At 73.9% G+C, this 15430-nt stretch carries 19 protein-coding genes; 12 read left to right on the top strand and 7 right to left on the bottom strand.

The window, feature by feature from the left end; genetic code table 11:
* The first annotated feature begins 23 nt into the window (after window positions 1-23).
* Window positions 24-956, top strand: a complete 933-nt coding sequence (locus tag ABD948_RS01285; RefSeq protein WP_345262233.1) for an SDR family NAD(P)-dependent oxidoreductase — start codon at window positions 24-26, stop codon at window positions 954-956.
* 169 nt (window positions 957-1125) lie between these two features.
* Here ABD948_RS01285 and rpsN read toward each other — a convergent pair whose 3' ends face one another.
* Genes rpsN through rpmB form a run of 3 tightly spaced genes read right to left on the bottom strand, consistent with a single transcriptional unit; the run spans window position 1126 to window position 1839 of the window.
* Entirely contained in the window at window positions 1126-1431 is a 306-nt protein-coding gene (gene rpsN / locus ABD948_RS01280) for a 30S ribosomal protein S14 (protein WP_345262232.1), read from the bottom strand.
* Between the two features lies 1 nt (window position 1432).
* The gene (gene rpmG, locus ABD948_RS01275) at window positions 1433-1603 is read right to left on the bottom strand and encodes a 50S ribosomal protein L33 (RefSeq protein WP_345262231.1); all 171 of its coding nucleotides are present in this window, start codon (window positions 1601-1603) and stop codon (window positions 1433-1435) included.
* Entirely contained in the window at window positions 1603-1839 is a 237-nt protein-coding gene (gene rpmB / locus ABD948_RS01270) for a 50S ribosomal protein L28 (protein WP_345262230.1), read from the bottom strand. Before rpmB ends, rpmG begins: the two co-directional genes overlap by 1 nt.
* Window positions 1840-1904: 65 nt before the next feature.
* On the opposite strand from rpmB, the gene ABD948_RS01265 reads away from it, so the two are divergent.
* The 5 genes from ABD948_RS01265 (at window position 1905) to ABD948_RS01245 (ending at window position 3906) form a co-directional block, all read left to right on the top strand.
* The gene (locus ABD948_RS01265; protein ID WP_345262229.1) at window positions 1905-2171 is read left to right on the top strand and encodes a type B 50S ribosomal protein L31; all 267 of its coding nucleotides are present in this window, start codon (window positions 1905-1907) and stop codon (window positions 2169-2171) included.
* Window positions 2168-3241, top strand: coding sequence for a GTP-binding protein (locus tag ABD948_RS01260; protein ID WP_345262228.1), 1074 nt, complete (start codon window positions 2168-2170; stop codon window positions 3239-3241). The genes ABD948_RS01265 and ABD948_RS01260 overlap by 4 nt, the downstream gene beginning before the upstream one ends.
* Window positions 3241-3429: a 50S ribosomal protein L32 gene (rpmF, locus tag ABD948_RS01255; RefSeq protein ID WP_345262227.1), complete on the top strand. Its 189-nt coding sequence runs from the start codon at window positions 3241-3243 to the stop codon at window positions 3427-3429. Before ABD948_RS01260 ends, rpmF begins: the two co-directional genes overlap by 1 nt.
* The gene (ykgO, locus tag ABD948_RS01250; RefSeq protein WP_345262226.1) at window positions 3426-3548 is read left to right on the top strand and encodes a type B 50S ribosomal protein L36; all 123 of its coding nucleotides are present in this window, start codon (window positions 3426-3428) and stop codon (window positions 3546-3548) included. Before rpmF ends, ykgO begins: the two co-directional genes overlap by 4 nt.
* Before the next feature lie 82 nt (window positions 3549-3630).
* Complete coding sequence (locus ABD948_RS01245) at window positions 3631-3906, top strand: HU family DNA-binding protein (protein WP_345262225.1); 276 nt, start codon at window positions 3631-3633, stop codon at window positions 3904-3906.
* A 101-nt stretch (window positions 3907-4007) separates the two neighbouring features.
* Here ABD948_RS01245 and ABD948_RS01240 read toward each other — a convergent pair whose 3' ends face one another.
* Entirely contained in the window at window positions 4008-5270 is a 1263-nt protein-coding gene (locus ABD948_RS01240) for a fatty acid desaturase family protein (protein WP_345262224.1), read from the bottom strand.
* Window positions 5267-6418, bottom strand: a complete 1152-nt coding sequence (locus ABD948_RS01235) for a ferredoxin reductase (RefSeq protein WP_345262223.1) — start codon at window positions 6416-6418, stop codon at window positions 5267-5269. Before ABD948_RS01235 ends, ABD948_RS01240 begins: the two co-directional genes overlap by 4 nt.
* Before the next feature lie 148 nt (window positions 6419-6566).
* On the opposite strand from ABD948_RS01235, the gene ABD948_RS01230 reads away from it, so the two are divergent.
* Window positions 6567-7751: a PucR family transcriptional regulator gene (locus ABD948_RS01230; RefSeq protein WP_345262222.1), complete on the top strand. Its 1185-nt coding sequence runs from the start codon at window positions 6567-6569 to the stop codon at window positions 7749-7751.
* A gap of 5 nt (window positions 7752-7756) precedes the next feature.
* Window positions 7757-8752, top strand: a complete 996-nt coding sequence (locus tag ABD948_RS01225; protein WP_345262221.1) for an SGNH/GDSL hydrolase family protein — start codon at window positions 7757-7759, stop codon at window positions 8750-8752.
* Window positions 8753-8807: 55 nt separating this feature from the next.
* Here ABD948_RS01225 and ABD948_RS01220 read toward each other — a convergent pair whose 3' ends face one another.
* Entirely contained in the window at window positions 8808-10337 is a 1530-nt protein-coding gene (locus ABD948_RS01220; protein WP_345262220.1) for an amidohydrolase, read from the bottom strand.
* A 152-nt stretch (window positions 10338-10489) separates the two neighbouring features.
* Between ABD948_RS01220 and ABD948_RS01215 the strand changes: the two genes are divergently transcribed.
* Together ABD948_RS01215 and ABD948_RS01210 are read left to right on the top strand one after the other, a co-directional pair.
* Window positions 10490-10882: a DUF6188 family protein gene (locus ABD948_RS01215; RefSeq protein WP_345262219.1), complete on the top strand. Its 393-nt coding sequence runs from the start codon at window positions 10490-10492 to the stop codon at window positions 10880-10882.
* A gap of 17 nt (window positions 10883-10899) precedes the next feature.
* Window positions 10900-11601, top strand: coding sequence for a hypothetical protein (locus tag ABD948_RS01210; RefSeq protein WP_345262218.1), 702 nt, complete (start codon window positions 10900-10902; stop codon window positions 11599-11601).
* 181 nt (window positions 11602-11782) lie between these two features.
* Here ABD948_RS01210 and ABD948_RS01205 read toward each other — a convergent pair whose 3' ends face one another.
* Complete coding sequence (locus tag ABD948_RS01205) at window positions 11783-13327, bottom strand: serine/threonine-protein kinase (protein ID WP_345262217.1); 1545 nt, start codon at window positions 13325-13327, stop codon at window positions 11783-11785.
* Window positions 13328-13366: 39 nt separating this feature from the next.
* On the opposite strand from ABD948_RS01205, the gene ABD948_RS01200 reads away from it, so the two are divergent.
* Entirely contained in the window at window positions 13367-13945 is a 579-nt protein-coding gene (locus tag ABD948_RS01200; protein WP_345262216.1) for an RNA polymerase sigma factor, read from the top strand.
* Window positions 13942-15429: a M1 family metallopeptidase gene (locus tag ABD948_RS01195; RefSeq protein ID WP_345262215.1), complete on the top strand. Its 1488-nt coding sequence runs from the start codon at window positions 13942-13944 to the stop codon at window positions 15427-15429. The genes ABD948_RS01200 and ABD948_RS01195 overlap by 4 nt, the downstream gene beginning before the upstream one ends.
* Window position 15430: the final 1 nt, after the last annotated feature.

Genomic DNA, 15430 nt, shown 5'->3' with positions numbered 1-15430 from the left:
GGGCGGTGCGTACGGTCGGGAGCATGACTGCACCCCGGACCACGCGGACCGTGCTGGTGGTGGGCGCCGGCTCGGGCATCGGCCTGGCCACCGCCCGACGGCTCTCGGCACGCGGTGACCGGGTGGTGCTGGTCGGCCGTCACGCCGGGAGGCTCCACGAGGTCGCCGCCGACCTGCCGGGTCCGACCCTGGTCGCCGCCGCCGACATCACCGACGCTGCGGCGCTCGAGGAGGCCTTCGCCGCCGCGGAGCGCACCTTCGGGCACGTCGACGGCGTCGTCACCACCGCCCAGCCGATGGCCTACGGCACCCTGGAGCAGGTGCCCCCCGAGGTGCTGGCGCGGATGAGCGAGGTGGCGGTGGTGGGCACCGCACACCTGGCCCGCGCCGCCCTGCCGCGGTTCCGCGCCGCGGGGGGCGGGACACTCGTGGTCGTCAGCTCGCTGCTGGCCGAGATCGCCGTGCCGTCCCTCGGCGCCTACTGCGCGGCCAAGTGGGGCCAGCTCGGCCTGGTCCGCTCGCTGCAGGGCGAGCTGCGCGCCGAGCCCCGGCTGCACGCGAGCCTGGTGCTGCCCGGCGCCGTCGACACACCGATCTACCACCAGGCCGCCACCTACGCGGGCAGCGCCGGGTCGGCGCCTCCGCCGGTCGTCGGTCCGGAGCGGGTGGCCGAGGCCGTCGTCGGGTGCCTGGACCGCCCGCGGCGGCTGCGGCACGTCGGTCCGGTCAACCTGCCCACCGTGGCGGGCTTCCGGCTCGCGCCGTGGCTCTACGACCGGATCGCACCGGTGCTGGTGCGTCGGGTCCTGCTGCGCGGGCCCGCGACCGCCCCCCACCCGGGCAACGTCTTCACGGCCACGCCCGAGGGCGAATCGCTGCGGGGCGGCTGGACGGCCGGCGGGAGGCTGCGCCAGCCGGGCGGCCGGGCTCGCTGGCGGCGCCGGCGGCGCGGCTGAGCACGACGGTCGGGGGGTGTGGGACATGCCGGTGGATCCTCCGTGGATCGAGGACCTCGGACGCGCAGGAGCGGTGTGACGGGTGCTCCTCCGACGTCTGGGGCCGCGGGTGGAGCGGGGCACCCTCCACCGTACGGACCGCCCCCAGACCCGGCACCCGCTCGACAGCTCACCAGCTGGACTTCCTCACCCCCGGCAGCTCACCGCGGTGCGCCATCGTGCGGAAGGTGATCCGGGAGACGCCGGCCTTGCGCAGGTAGCCCCGTGGGCGGCCGTCGGTCTGGTCGCGGTTGCGCAGCCGCACCGGTGAGGCGTCGCGGGGCAGCCGCTGCAGCGCTCGGACGGCATCGGCCAGCTCCTGCGAGCCGGGCTCGGCGAGGCGCACCTGCTGCTTGAGCGCCGCGCGGCGCTCGGCGTAGCGCGCCACGACCTCGCGGCGCCGGGCGTCGGCCACGATCAAGCTCCGTTTCGCCACCTCAGCGCTCCTCGCGGAAGTCGACGTGGCGCCGCACGACGGGGTCGTACTTGCGCATGGTCATCCGGTCGGGCGTGGTGCGCCGGTTCTTGCGGGTGACGTAGGTGTAGCCGGTGCCGGCCGTGGAGCGCAGCTTCACGATCGGGCGCAGGTCGTTGCCGCGGCGCGCCATCAGAGCCTCTCCCCCCGCGCCAGCAGCTCCCCGACGACGGCGTCGATGCCGCGGGCGTCGACGACCTTGATGCCGCGCGCGCTAAGGCGCAGCGTGACGGTGCGCCCGAGCGTCGGCACCCAGTAGCGCTTGCGCTGCACGTTGACGTCGAAGCGGCGCTTGGTGCGCCGGTGGGAGTGCGAGACGGCGTGGCCGAAGGACGGCGTCCGGCCGGTGACCTGGCAGGTCCGGGACATGCGGGCTCCTCATCGTGTGGCATACTTGAGAACGATTCTCATTCTACACAGACGAGGACAACCAGATGAAGAACGGCATCCACCCCGCCTACCGACCGGTGGTCTTCCGCGACCGCTCCGGCGACCTGCTGCTGCTGACCCGCTCCACCCGCGCCCCACGCCCGGACGAGGAGACGGTCGAGCTGGACGGCGTCACCTACCCGTTGGTCGACGTCGACGTCTCGAGCGCCACCCACCCCTTCTGGACCGGCCGGGGCCGGGTCATGGACACCGAGGGGCGCGTGGAGGCCTTCGAGCGCCGCTACGGCAGGCGCGCCGGCGGTGACCGATGAGGACCCCCGTCGTGCTCGTGACCGGCGTCGACCCCGACGCGATGGCCGCCACCGTCGTGGGGCTGCAGTTCGACCTGCCGACCACCGTCGCGGTGCGCCACCACATCGACCCCGGGCGCAGCGTGCTCATCCGGGTGGTCAGCGACCTGACCGGCGTCCTGGAGCGCGAGGAGATCGACCTCGCCCACGCCTGCGTCAGCTGCGCGCTGCGCGAGGACGTGCTGCCCACCCTGGAGCGACTCAGCCGCGAGGGGCGCTGGCAGAGCATCGTGGCGCACCTGCCCACCGGCGCCGAGGCGGGGCAGGTGTGTGCCGTGCTGGCGCAGGACACCCGGCTGGCCCGCCACCTGCGCGTGAGCTCGGTGGTGGCGGCCGTGGCCGGCGGCAGCGTCGCCGCCGACCTGCTCGGCGACGACCTGCTGGCCGAGCGCGGCCACCACAGCGGCGAGGAGGACAGGCGCGGCGTCGGCGAGGTGCAGGCAGCGCTGGTGGAGTACGCCGACGTCGTCGTGGCCGACGGTGGACTCGACGACGCCGGCCGTGAGCTGCTGGAGACCCTGGCCCGCCCGGGAGCCCAGGTGGTGGCGGGCGTGGAGCACGTAGACGTGCCCTCGCTGACGACCGTGCTGCACCAGCACGACCGCACGCTGGCGTGGATCGACCCGGTGCTCACCGTGCCCTTCCCCCGGGTGCGCCTGCAGCACGTGTGGCGCCTCGACCTGGTCTCCCCGCTGGCCTTCCACCCCGAGCGCCTGCTGGACGACCTGGAGTCCCTGGGTTCCGGAGAGCACCGCTCACGTGGCTGCTTCTGGCTCCCCACCCGCCCCGACCGGGTGATCACCTGGGACGGCGCCGGCGGCCAGCTGAGCATCGGGGACCACGGGGCGTGGGCTCAGCGAGCACCGCTCACCCGCCTCGTCCTGACCGGGCTCGGTCGCCCCGGCGAGCAGCTGGCCGAGGCCTTCCGGCGCCTGCTGCTCACCCCCGACGAGGCAGCCGCCCGCGGCAGCTGGCGCACCTCCTACGACGGTTTCGAGCCGTGGCTCGGCCCGATCCGGGAGGTGGCGTGATGGCCGTCCCGAAGCGTCGCACCTCGCGCAGCAACACCCGGCACCGCCGCTCGCAGTGGAAGGCGGCCCCGCCCGACCTGGTGCCGGTGCTGCTGGACGGCGTCGAGCACCGCGTCCCCCGCCCCCTGGTCCGCGCCGTGCACCGCGGCGTGGTGGACCCCCACCCCTACCGGAAGGACTCCCGATGAAGGTCCGCAACTCCCTGCGATCGCTCAAGAACCAGCCGGGTTCCCAAGTGGTGCGTCGCCGTGGTCGGCTGTACGTGATCAACAAGCAGAACCCCCGCCTCAAGGCCCGGCAGGGCTGAGGCGTTAGGTTCGAGCGTCGTACCGAACGCCCGCGTGGCACCCCGACCGCCACCGGGCTCCCCGATCCGCAGGAGAACTATCGTGAACAAGACCCAGCTCCGTGACGCCGTGGCCGAGCACGCCTCGCTCACCAACGCCCAGGCCGACGCCGCCGTCGAGGCCGTGCTGACCTCCATCACCAACGCCGTCGCCGGTGGCGACAAGGTGACGCTGCCCGGCTTCGGCACCTTCGAGGCCCGCAAGCGCGAGGCCCGCACCGGTCGCAACCCGCAGACCGGCGAGGAGATGCAGATCGCCGCGAGCACCGCTCCCGCCTTCAAGGCCGGCTCCGCGTTCAAGGCCGCCGTCAACAAGTGACGACGCCGCGCGGCTGACCAGTCGCGCTCAGCAGGACACGACGAACCGGCCGGCACCCCGTGGGGTGCCGGCCGGTTCGTGCGTAGCGGGGTCGTGGCAGGTCAGGCGGCCTGCGCGACCTTCTTCTCGGCCTTCTCGGCCTGCACGCGACGCGCCTGCTGCTGCAGGCGGGCCTGGGCGGCGCGACGCACCTTCGGGCCCTTGGTGGCCATGCCGTAGAGCAGCTTGAGCTGCTGGGGCAGGTTGGCGGGCGTGGTGGTCTCCATCCAACCGTTGGGCAGCGAGAGACGCACCACCTTGTGCCAGGCCGAGTAGACCTGCGCCGGCAGCGGGGCCGCGTGGTAGTTCAGGTCGTACTTCTCGAACAAGGCCTTCACCCGCGGGGCGACCTCGGCGTACCGGCTGCTGGGCAGGTCCGGGAAGAGGTGGTGCTCGATCTGGTGGGAGAGGTTGCCCGTCATCAGGTGCATCGCCTTGGAGCCCGAGATGTTGGCCGAGCCGAGCATCTGGCGCAGGTACCACTCGCCGCGGGTCTCGTTGTCGGGGATCGACTTCTTCTCGAAGGTCTCGACACCCTCGGGGAAGTGACCGCACATGATCACCGAGTGCGACCAGACGTTGCGCACCACGTTGGCGGTGAAGTTGGCGGCGAGGGCGGGCAGGAAGCCACCGAACGGCAGCGCCAGTGCCGGGTTGACCACGTAGTCCTTGGTGGCCTGCTTGCGGATCTTGCCCAGCGTCTTGCTCAGGTCGTTCTTGAACTTCTCGCTGCGCTTCTCCTTCGGCGTGCGCAGGTTGCGGCCCAGCTCGAGGTCGTAGGCCGCGATGCCGTACTCGAAGAAGCAGGCGTTGATGAGGTTCCACAGGGGCTGGGCCAGGTACATCGGGTGCCAGCGCTGGTCCTCGTCGACGCGCATGATGCCGTAGCCGAGGTCGTTGTCCTTGCCCACGATGTTCGTGTAGGTGTGGTGGATCTCGTTGTGGGAGTGCTTCCAGCCGTCGGAGGTGGAGGCGTTGTCCCACTCCCAGGTGGTGGAGTGGATCTTCGGGTCGCGCATCCAGTCCCACTGGCCGTGCATGACGTTGTGGCCGATCTCCATGTTCTCGAGGATCTTGGCCACGGAGAGGCCGATGGTGCCGAGCACCCAGAGCGGCGGCAGGGCCGACCCGAGCAGCACCGCGCGGGAGCCCAGCTCGAGCTTGCGCTGCACGTCGACGACGCGGCGGATGTAGGCGGCGTCCTTCTCGCCCCGGGCGTCGAGGATGTCCTGGCGGATGGTGTCGAGCTCGACACCGATCGCCTCGATGTCCTCGGGGGTCAGGTGGGCGGTGGGGTTGACGGGCTTCTTCGTGATGGTGGTCATCGACGAGCTCCTTCGTTGACGTGGCAGGCACCGGCGGCAGCGCTGATGCAGGTCTGGATCGGGACGCCGGCGGGGTCGGTCTCGCCCGGCACGGCGCGCGTGAGGGCCCCGTTGCGCAGGTCGCGGACGACGCCCTCGCGCATCGGGATCACGCAGCCCATGCAGATGCCCATCCGGCACCCGCTGGGCATGAGGACGCCGGCGGCTTCGGCGGCGTCGAGGATGGTGGTGGCGCCGTCGGCCTCGACGACGGTGCCGTCGGCGAAGCCGACCGTGCCGCCCTCGCCCGGCTCGACGTCGCCGAAGGCAGGGCGGAAGCGCTCGGTCGTGAGCTCCAGTCCGCGGGCAGCGTGGTGGGCTTCGAGGGCGTCGAGCAGCCCGGCGGGCCCGCAGGCGTAGGTGAGGCGCTCGGCGAGGTCGGGCACGAGCGCGTCGAGGTCGTCGACGTCGAGCAGGCCGTCGCGGTCGTCGAAGCGCTCCAGCAACGTGATCCGCTCGTCGGCGGCCAGCTGGCGCAGCTCGTCCTTGAACAGCGAGGCGGGGTCGGTGGCGTTGACGTGCACGAGGACGATCCGGCCCGGGTGGGTGATCGCGGGCTCGTGGCGCGAGAAGAGGTTGCGCAGCATGCCGATGACCGGGGTGATGCCGGAGCCGGCGGTGACCAGCAGCAGCTTCTCGGGCAGCGGCTGGGGCAGCACGAACTCGCCCTCGGCCTGCTCGAGCTGCACCATCTGGCCCGGCTTCGCGTCGTGCACGAGGTGGTTCGAGACCACGCCGCCGGGGATCGCCTTGACGGTGAGGCTGATGCAGCCGTCGGGGCGGGGCCCGTGGGTCAGGGAGTAGGTGCGCCACAGGCGGACACCGTCGACGTCGACGCCGACGCGCACGTACTGGCCCGGCACGTGGCCCGCCCAGTCGCGGCCCGGCTTGACGACGATCGTGGCCGACTCGGCCGTCTCGGGCTGCACCTCGACGATGCGCCCGCGCAGGTCGGTGCCGGCGCGCAGCGGGTGGAAGGTGTCCAGCACGTCGTCCAGCGTCAGCGGCGTGACGGCGGCGTCGGCCAGGCGACGGGCCCGCTCGCGCAAGCCGACGCGACGGGGTCGCCGGTCCTCGGCGGCCAGACGGGTGAGGGCGAAACTACTCATGACTCCATACTGATGACTCCGGGCGATGAATTCTGCTGCGTGCGACGTGAACCTGTCCGGTAGTTTCATACGCAGCGAACAAAAAAGATCGAACGTTCCGCGACACGCCGACGACTCGCCGTGCGTATCCTGAGAGGAGCCTGAGCCCGTGGCCCACACCCCCGCCGATCCCTCCGCCCGGCGCACCGCCGGCCACGCCCTGGTGCTCACCGAGCAGGCGGCGGCCGAGATCCGTGCCGAGCTGCCCTCGGTGGCCGACGCCGTGGTGGCCGCGATCATCGCCGAGGTGCCCAGCTACGAGGACGCCTTCTCCGGTCCCATGGGTGCCACCATCAACAACGCCGTGCAGGTGGCGCTGGGCGGCTTCCTCTCGCTGGCCACCCGCAAGCGCGGCGTCGACCCGCAGTCGCCGAACGCGCCGGCCACCCAGGGCGCCTACCAGCTCGGCCGCGGCGAGGCGCGCGGCGGGCGCACCACCGACGCACTGCTGGCCGCCTACCGCATCGGCGCCCGGGTGGCCTGGCAGCGCATGTCGGCCTCGGCCGTGGTCGCCGGCCTCGACGCCCGCACGGTGGCCTCGTTCGCAGGCCTGATCTTCGCCTACATCGACGAGCTCTCCGCGGCCAGCGTCGCCGGCCACGCCGACGAGTCGGCCACCTCGGGCCGCGTCCGGGCGCGGCTGCTGGACCGCGTCGCGCGCCACCTGCTCGAGGGGGCGGCCGAGGAGGTCGTGCAGACCGCCGCCGAGCACGCCGGGTGGGCACCTCCGACGACCCTGACCGCTGTCGTGCTGCGCGAGGCGGCGGCGCGACCCGTGCTGGCCGAGGTCTCGCCCCAGACGTTGCAGGTGGCCGAGACGCCGGGCCTGGAGGACACCGTGCTGCTGGTGCCCGACGCCCACGGCCGTCGCCGTGCGGGTCTGCTGCGAGCGGTGCAGGGGCGCGACGCCGTCGTCGGGCCGGGCCGGCCCTGGCTCGCCGTGCGGGGCTCCTACGAGCGGGCGGTCCGCGCCCATGGGCTCGGGCTGCGCGGCGACACCGACGAGCACCTGGTGCGGCTGGTGGTCGGCAGCGACGCCGAGGCGCTCGCCGACCTGCGCGCCCGGGTCCTCGCCCCCCTGGAGGAGCTGCGCCCGGCCAGCGCGGAGAAGCTGGTGGACACGCTGCGCGCCTGGCTGCTGCTCCAGGGGCGCCGCGAGGAGGTCGCCGAGGCGTTGTTCGTGCACCCCCAGACCGTGCGCTACCGGATGGGACAGGTCCGCGAGCTGCTGGGCGACCGGCTCGACGATCCCGAGGAGGTGCTGCGGCTCGTGGTGGCACTGGCCGTACCCTGAGGGTCATGTCCAAGCCCTGGTCGATGGGGAGGCGGGGCCTCCACCTGCGCGCCGTCGAGCTGCGCGTCGTCGGCCTGCTCGCCGTCGGCGCCCTCGCGCTGGGCGCCTGCTCCACCACCGAGGAGCAGTCCGAGCCGCAGGGCGGCCCGGCCGCCGAGGACACCGCCTCCGCCGCCGTCGACACCCCGGCCGTGGACCCCTTCGTCTACGTGGCGCTGGGCGACTCCTACACCGCCGCCCACGGCGTGCCGACCACCTCGTTCAAGGACGGGTGCCGCCAGTCGGACCGCAACTACCCCACGATCGTCGGCGAGCGCCTCGCCGCGCAGGGCGTCGCCGTGGAGGTGGTCGACGCCAGCTGCTCCGGGGCGGCCACCATCCACATGGAGCGCGAGCGCGACGCCGGCGGGTCCTCCTTGGTGCCGGCCCAGTTCGACTCGCTGCGCGAGGACGCCGACCTGGTGACCCTGAGCATCGGCTACAACGACTTCCGGCTCTTCCACACGATGTTCGGCCGGTGCGCGGTCATGCGCCGGGTCGACCCGCAGGGCTCGCCGTGCCGCGACCTGCTGGTGCGGCCCAGCGGGTTCGACCTGCTGGAGAAGCGCGTCGAGGTGGTGGGGCGCCGCGTGGCCGGTGTCGTCCGGGGCATCCGCGAGCGGGCACCGCAGGCGCAGATCCTGGTGGTCAGCTACCCGCACCTGGTGCCGGAGGAGGGCACCTGCCCCGAACGCATCCCCCTCGCCCCCGGCGACTACCCCTACGTCCGCGGCGTCAACACCCGGATGGCGCAGGTGCTCGAGACCGCCGCGGGCGCCGTCGAGAACGCCGGCTACGTCGACGTCACCGGGGCCAGCGAGGGCCACGACGCCTGCAGCGAGGACGCCTGGATGGGCGGCGTCGACCCGATGGCCAACCGCGGCACCCCCTTCCACCCCTTCGCCGTCGAGCAGCGCGCCGTCGCCGGCCTGGTGCTGCAGCAGGTGGACGTCGGCGCCTGAGGCGGTGCGGCTGGGGGCCCACGCGTTCCACGCGTCCCGCACCGCGCGGCGCACCTCACACCGCGCGGTGCACCACCGAGCCACCGACGGTGGTCAGCGCCGCGGTGACCCCGCGCAGGTGGTCGCGCACGGCGCCCGCGCCGCCCTCGACGCCGCGCGCCAGCGGGTCGTGGTCGAGCAGGGCCAGGTCGCCGCGCGACCCGGGCTGCACCATCGGCTGGCGGTCCACCGAGGCGGCCAGCGCCTCCTGCGGCGTCAGCGCGTGCGCCGGCGTCCAGGCGTCGCGGTCGTCGTCGCTGCGGTGCACGGCGGCGGCGATCGAGAGCCAGGGGTCGAGCGGCGAGACCGGCGCGTCGGAGCCGAGCACCAGGGTGACGCCCTCGTCGAGCATCCAGCGGAACGCGAAGGAGCGCTCGGCGCACCCGGGCCAGATCAGCTCGGTCAGGTCGCGGTCGTCGAGCAGGTGGGAGGGCTGCACGCTGGCGCGCAGGCCCAGCTGCGCCATCCGGCGCACGTCCTCGCGGCGCACCAGCTGCGCGTGCTCGATCGAGCCGAACGCGCCGGTGGCGGCGTAGGCGTCGAGGGCGGCCGAGACAGCGGCGTCACCGATGGCGTGGGTGGCCACCTCGAGACCGGAGACGTTGGCGCGGGTCAGCTGGTGGCGCAGCTCGTGGCCCGTCAGGTTCGCTGCGCCGCGCGGGTGCTCGAGGCGGTCGCCGTCGGCGTAGGGCTCGCAGCACCAGGCGGTTCGGGTGTTGAGCGAGCCGTCGCTGATGATCTTCAACGGCCCCATCACCAGCCGCTCGTCGCCACCGGGGCCGGCGAGCGGCATCCCCGAGCGCAGCCCGCGGTGCACGACGTCCTCGAGACCCTCCACGTAGGTGGCCATCCGCACGCGCAGCAGGTCGCAGCCCTGGCCCCAGCGGTCCAGCCAGTCCTCGACGCCGCCCACGAACTCCAGGTCGACCACGCCGACGACGCCCTGCGCGGCGGTGGCGCGCAGCGTGTCGGCGTAGGCGGCGGGCGAGGTGCCGTCGGTGCCGGTGAGGCTGTAGAGCAGCGCGTAGGCGGCGAACCACTCGTTCTCGCGCACGACCTGGTCCTCGCCCTCGCGCGGGGGGAGCCCGAGCGCGGCCAGGGCGGCGCTGTTGAGCCAGGCGTGGTGGGCGTCGCCCGCGATCAGCACCACCGGGGTCACGCCGGTGACCTCGTCGAGCTCGGCCACGGTGACGCCGCGGGTCCAGGTGCCCGGCCGGTGGCCCCAGCCGATCAGCGGCTGGCCCGGCCCCTCGGCGATGCGCGCGCCCACCCGCGCGACCACGTCCTCGGGGCTGGTGGCGCCGGCGAGGTCGAACCTCTGCCGCGCCAGGGTCCACTGCCCGAGGTGCACGTGCTGGTCCCACAGCCCGGGCACCAGCCAGCGGCCCTCGGCCGCCACCTCCTCGACACCCTCGGGGCGCTCGAGCCGCTCCGCCACCTCGACGACGGCGCCCTCCGCGACGCGCACGTCGACGGGGTGGTCGGGCGGTGCGTCGCCCGGCGTCAGCGGCACCAGTCGCGCGCCACGGATCAGCAGGTCGGCCATGGGCGGAACGCTAGTGGCGGGGTTTCGCGGCGGCACGACCCGGGTAGGGCGTGGACGGACGGGAGGGACCCTGTGGCGTCGAGGACCACCACCAGGCTGCGGCGCGCTGCGGCGCGCGTCCCCCCGCGCGAGGTGCTGACACGGGTGTTCTCATGAGGCAGGACGACGGCGCCGCCCAGCAGGTGCTGGCTCGACTCGTCGGCGAACCACTCTCCGCCGTGCGCTGCACCTCGGTCCTGGAGCTGACCGTGGGGAGACGCTGGTCGCTGACGATCGAGGACGAGTACACGCTGACCGGTCCGGACGGAGTGCTGCTCGACACCGCGGACGGACAAGAGCCGGTGATCGTCGCCGCGCTCGGGACCGCCGTCGAGGCCCCGGTGACCCGCGCCGTCGTCGACGAGCGTGGCGGGCTGGCCCTCGGCGTGGCCGCCGGTCTGCTGCGGGTGGCACCATGTGCGCGGTTCGAGAGCTGGAACGTCGTCGGCCCGCACGGAGAGCGCGTGGTCTCGATGCCGGGTGGCGGCCTGGCGGTGTGGTCGTGAGCAGGCATGATCGCGCCGTGAGCACGCCCCGCGCCGTCGTCGCCCTGGTGGCGCTCGCGCTGCTCGGCGCGGGTGCCGGGTTCGGCGTCGCCACGCAGACCGGCGACGACGTGGTGACCGAGCCGACCGCCGCACCGCTGGCCGCCTCACCCTCACTGCCGGGCGCGGACGAGGAGTCCGACGAGCCGGAGCCGTACGCCGAGGACATCGACTACCGCACCCTGGTGCCGCCGACGCGGTTCGTCACCTACCGCATCGGCAACGACGTGCAGGCCTGGCGCTACCTGGCCCCGCGCGGCTGGCAGGCCTACAGCGTGCCGGACGACGTCGAGCTGCCGCCCGCCCAGGTCGACAGCCGCCAGGAGGTGCGGTTCCGCCCGCCCGACGAGCCCGTCGAGGGCGGCTACTCGCTGCGCGTGAAGGCCGTCAACGACCACGTGCCCCCGGCCACGATGCTGGCCGACAAGCTGCGCGCCCTGCGCCTGGCTCCCACCTCGTTCCCCGACCTCACCCTGCTCGAGCGCACCGACGACAGCCTCTACTTCACCTACCGCACCCCCAGCAGCAACCGGCTGCGCTACAACTTCTTCCGCTGGTTCGCCGCTCCCGGCGCCGGCGAGGCCAGCCTGGAGATGTCGGTGGTCGGCCGGGCTCGCGACGAGGTGGGTCTGCGCGGGCTCTTCGACCAGTTCCGGGACGGGTTGCGCCCGGTGAGTTGAGCGGCGCAGGTTCGTCTCATCAGCCCCGGTGGTCACACGGGTTGCACCTGGGGGCCGATCGCGGAACCGGAGGGCCAGAATTCTGGCCCCCCTGTTCCGCGATCCCACGTGGACGTGGGATCACCCCCTGGGCCGCCGGACCAGATACACCAGGGGGCATCAAGACCACCACGGGCAGAGGTCAGATCCCGGAGACCCGCACGCTGTCGAGCACCCGGGTGGCGGTGGCGCCGTCGTCGGCCCGCACCTGCACCCACAGCACCCGGTTCTCCGCGACGCGGTCCAGGCGCTCCACCACGACGACGTCGCCCGGGCAGCCCTCGGAGACCACGGTCACCGAGCCCGCGCGGCGCACGGGCTCGCCGGGCGTCTCGCACTCGGGGTGCTGCGGCGGGTCGGGGAGGTCCTCGGCGGCGGTGGTGGGCAGCAGACCGGCGAAGACCCCCTCGGCGCTGCTGCCCGTGCGGGTCCAGCCGGCGTCGGAGCCAGTGGCGACGGCCGGGTAGGTGCCCTCCTCGGTGGGCGTCCAGCCCTGCGTGGCCACCTGGTGCCGCCAGCCGACGGGCACCGTGACGGCCAGGGTGCCGCCGGCGTCGCCGATGGTCACCTCGTCGGGCGCCACCGCCCGCTGCAGGGCCCAGCCACCTGCGGCGCCACCGGCCAGCACCGCCAGGCCCAACGCAGCCAGCGCGAGTCGACGACGACGGCGCGGCGCCGCCACCGGCGGCGTGGCGACCTCCGAGGCCGCGGCGCCACTGCGGGGTGTGGGGACGGCGCCCGCCTGGGTGGCGCCGGGGTCGCGCGGGCGCCACACCGCGGTGGCGGCGTCGGCCGGGGGCTCCCACCCCTCGAACGCCTCGGCGAGCGCGTCGGCGAAGTCGGTGACGGTCGCGAACCGCTCCTCGCGCTCGCGGGCGAGTCCGCGGTGCACCACCGCCTGCGCCGCCGCCGGCTGGCCGGGCGCCGGCAGCGCCGGGGGTGGGCCGGGGTCGGCGGCCGCCGTCAGGCTGGCGTGCGTGAAGGCCGGGCGCCCGGTCAGCACCAGGAACGCGATCGCGGCGAGGCTGTACTGGTCCGAGCGCGCGTCGGGCGTCTCACCCTGCGCCTGCTCGGGCGAGACGTAGGAGGGCGTGCCCGCGATCATCGTCAGCCGCGAGGAGACGTCGAGCGCCTTGCCCAGACCCAGGTCGCCCACCAGGGCGCGCAGCTCGGGCTCGGCACCCCGCGCGCCGCGCACGGTGCGGAACAGCACGTTGGCGGGCTTGACGTCGCGGTGCAGCACGTCGCGGTCGTGCAGCGCCTGCAGGCCGTCGGCCACCTGGCGCACCATCGAGAGTGCCTGCGGCACGGTGACGGGCGCCCCGGCACCGCGCTCGACGTCGGCCAGGCGGTCGGCCAGCGTGCCCTGGTCGGCGTAGGTCATCACCAGGTAGGGGCGGCCGTCGTCCAGGTCGCCGGCGTCGTAGACCGTGACGACGTGCGGCGACTCCACGCGCCGCAGGAAGCGCCCCTCCTCCACGAAGCGGGTGCGCACGTGGTGGTCGGCCGTCCAGTTGTCGGCGAGGACCTTGATGGCCACCGGCGCGTCCAGCTGCTCGTCGTAGGCCAGCCACACCGTCGCGAAGCCACCGGCGCCGATGCGGCGGCGCACCACGTAGCGCCCCATCCGCCCGGGCAGCAGGGAGCCCGGGGAGACACCGGCAGCGGGTGCGTCGTCGTCGTGCATCGCAGGCATCATCCCCCACCGATCGGGGAGGATGGCCGCATGGCACCCGCCGCCCCACCCGCTCCCGACGAGCTCGACGACCTCGCGCACCGCGCGCGGGCCGGCGAGTCCGCCGCCCTCGACGAGCTCCTGGCCGCGTTGCGACCGCGGATACTCCACATCTGCCGCGGCGTGCTGCCCTACACCCCCGACGCCGAGGACGCCTGCCAGGAGGCGATGCTCAGCGTGGCCACCAAGCTGGGCAGCTGGCACGGCCAGGGGCGGGTCACCAGCTGGGTGCACGTGGTGGCGCTCAACGCCGCCCGCTCCACCTACCGCCGGATGAAGAACCAGGCCGTGGCCAGCGGTGCGGCCGGCGACCCCGCCTCTCCCGCGCTGGACCGCCCCGACCCGCGCACCACCAGCGTCATCGCCGGCACCCGGCTCGACCTGCTCGAGGCCATGGAGACCCTCGAGCGCGAGCACCCGCAGTTCGTGGAGCCGCTGCTGCTCCGCGACGTCTACGGCCTGGCCTACGCCGACATCGCCGAGCAGACGGGCGCCCCGCTGGGCACCGTCAAGGCGCAGATCCACCACGGCCGCAAGCTGGTCCGGCCGATGCTCCGCGAGTCCTCGTGAACCGCGCCCGCCGGATCGTGCCCGCCACGCTCGTCGTCGCCCTGACGGCCTGCACCGGCACCGCCGAGCTCCGCACGGGGGGCGCCGAGGGCCCCGCCTCGTCGGAGCCGTCGTCGGCGTCGCCGTCGGTCACGCCGACACCGTCGGCGCAGGCCGCCCCCGAGCCCGACCTCGACCTGGCCCGGAGCGAGACCCGCGAGGACTCCTACTACCCGGAGGTCGGCGACCCGCTGGTCGACGCCCTGCACTACGACCTCGACCTCGCCTGGGACCCGGCGGCCCGCACGCTCACCGGCGCACAGACGCTCACCTTCCGCGCCACCGAGGACGCCGGGAGCGTGCGGCTCGACCTCGGCGCCCCGCTCGAGGTCTCGGAGGCGACGCTCGACGGCGACCCGGTGACGACGAGTCGCGACGGCGACGCGCTCCTCGTGCGGGCACCGGTGCGCGCCGACGTCGAGCACGAGCTGCGCCTGGCCTACGCCGGCAGCCCCGAGCCGGTGGGGGTGCCAACCACCCGCACCGACTTCTCCAGCACGGGGTGGACGGTGACGCCCGCCGGCGAGACCTGGACGATGCAGGAGCCCTGGGGCGCGCACACGTGGTACGCCGTCAACGACCACCCCTCCGACAAGGCGCTCTACGACGTCACGATGCGGGTGCCGGCGCCGTGGACCGGCGTCTCGAACGGCGAGCTGCTCGAGCGCACCGAGGCCGACGGGCAGACCACCACCCGCTGGCACCTGGCCGAGCCGGCCGCGCCCTACCTGGTCACCGCGGCGTTCGCCAACTACGAGATGACCGAGGACGTCTCGGGCTCCGGCGTGCCGCTCACCTACTGGACTCCGCGCGACCGCCCCGCCCTCAAGGCCGCCCTCGCCGTGACGCCGGAGGCGATGGACTGGCTGGAGGACCTGCTCGGCCCCTACCCCTACGACACCTTCGGGACCGTGGTCGTCGACTCCGACAGCGCCATGGAGACCCAGACCATGGTGACGCTCGGCGACACCCCGTACACGACCTCGCCCGAGGTCGTCGTCCACGAGCTGGCCCACCACTGGTACGGCAACCAGGTGACCCCCACCGACTGGGCGGACCTGTGGATGAACGAGGGCATGGCCATGTACCTGCAGGGCATGTGGGAGGCCGAGCAGCGTGGCGTCGAGGTGGGCGTGGTGATGGACGAGTGGGCGCCCTCCGAGGCCCAGTACCGCGCCGAGTCCGGGCCGCCCGGCGCCTACGACCGGGGCGCCTTCGCCTCCAGCAACGTCTACTACGGCCCCGCGCTGATGTTCCACGAGCTGAGGGAACGGGTCGGCGACGAGGCGTTCTTCGCGATGGCGCGCGGCTGGCCCGCTGCGAACGACAACGGCAACGCCACCCGCCAGGAGTTCCTGGACTTCATCGAGTCCTCCACCGGCGAGGAGCTGAGCGACTTCTTCGACGCCTGGCTGCTCGGCGAGACCACGCCGTCGCGCGACTGAC

The organism is Nocardioides nanhaiensis (genome assembly GCF_039542785.1).
GTDB lineage: Bacteria > Actinomycetota > Actinomycetes > Propionibacteriales > Nocardioidaceae > Nocardioides > Nocardioides nanhaiensis.
Note: the sequence above shows the minus strand (reverse complement) of the source record. Positions and strands in the feature narration are given on the sequence as shown.

Bases quoted from the DNA above. Each gene is read 5' to 3' on its own strand.
- ABD948_RS01285 (WP_345262233.1), top strand. From the start codon at position 24: ATGACTGCACCCCGGACCACGCGGACCGTGCTGGTGGTGGGCGCCGGC.
- rpmG (WP_345262231.1), bottom strand. From the start codon at position 1,603: ATGGCGCGCCGCGGCAACGACCTGCGCCCGATCGTGAAGCTGCGCTCC.
- rpmB (WP_345262230.1), bottom strand. From the start codon at position 1,839: ATGTCCCGGACCTGCCAGGTCACCGGCCGGACGCCGTCCTTCGGCCAC.
- ABD948_RS01265 (WP_345262229.1), top strand. From the start codon at position 1,905: ATGAAGAACGGCATCCACCCCGCCTACCGACCGGTGGTCTTCCGCGAC.
- ABD948_RS01260 (WP_345262228.1), top strand. From the start codon at position 2,168: ATGAGGACCCCCGTCGTGCTCGTGACCGGCGTCGACCCCGACGCGATG.
- rpmF (WP_345262227.1), top strand. From the start codon at position 3,241: ATGGCCGTCCCGAAGCGTCGCACCTCGCGCAGCAACACCCGGCACCGC.
- ykgO (WP_345262226.1), top strand. From the start codon at position 3,426: ATGAAGGTCCGCAACTCCCTGCGATCGCTCAAGAACCAGCCGGGTTCC.
- ABD948_RS01240 (WP_345262224.1), bottom strand. From the start codon at position 5,270: ATGACCACCATCACGAAGAAGCCCGTCAACCCCACCGCCCACCTGACC.
- ABD948_RS01235 (WP_345262223.1), bottom strand. From the start codon at position 6,418: ATGAGTAGTTTCGCCCTCACCCGTCTGGCCGCCGAGGACCGGCGACCC.
- ABD948_RS01225 (WP_345262221.1), top strand. From the start codon at position 7,757: ATGTCCAAGCCCTGGTCGATGGGGAGGCGGGGCCTCCACCTGCGCGCC.
- ABD948_RS01220 (WP_345262220.1), bottom strand. From the start codon at position 10,337: ATGGCCGACCTGCTGATCCGTGGCGCGCGACTGGTGCCGCTGACGCCG.
- ABD948_RS01215 (WP_345262219.1), top strand. From the start codon at position 10,490: ATGAGGCAGGACGACGGCGCCGCCCAGCAGGTGCTGGCTCGACTCGTC.
- ABD948_RS01205 (WP_345262217.1), bottom strand. From the start codon at position 13,327: ATGCACGACGACGACGCACCCGCTGCCGGTGTCTCCCCGGGCTCCCTG.
- ABD948_RS01200 (WP_345262216.1), top strand. From the start codon at position 13,367: ATGGCACCCGCCGCCCCACCCGCTCCCGACGAGCTCGACGACCTCGCG.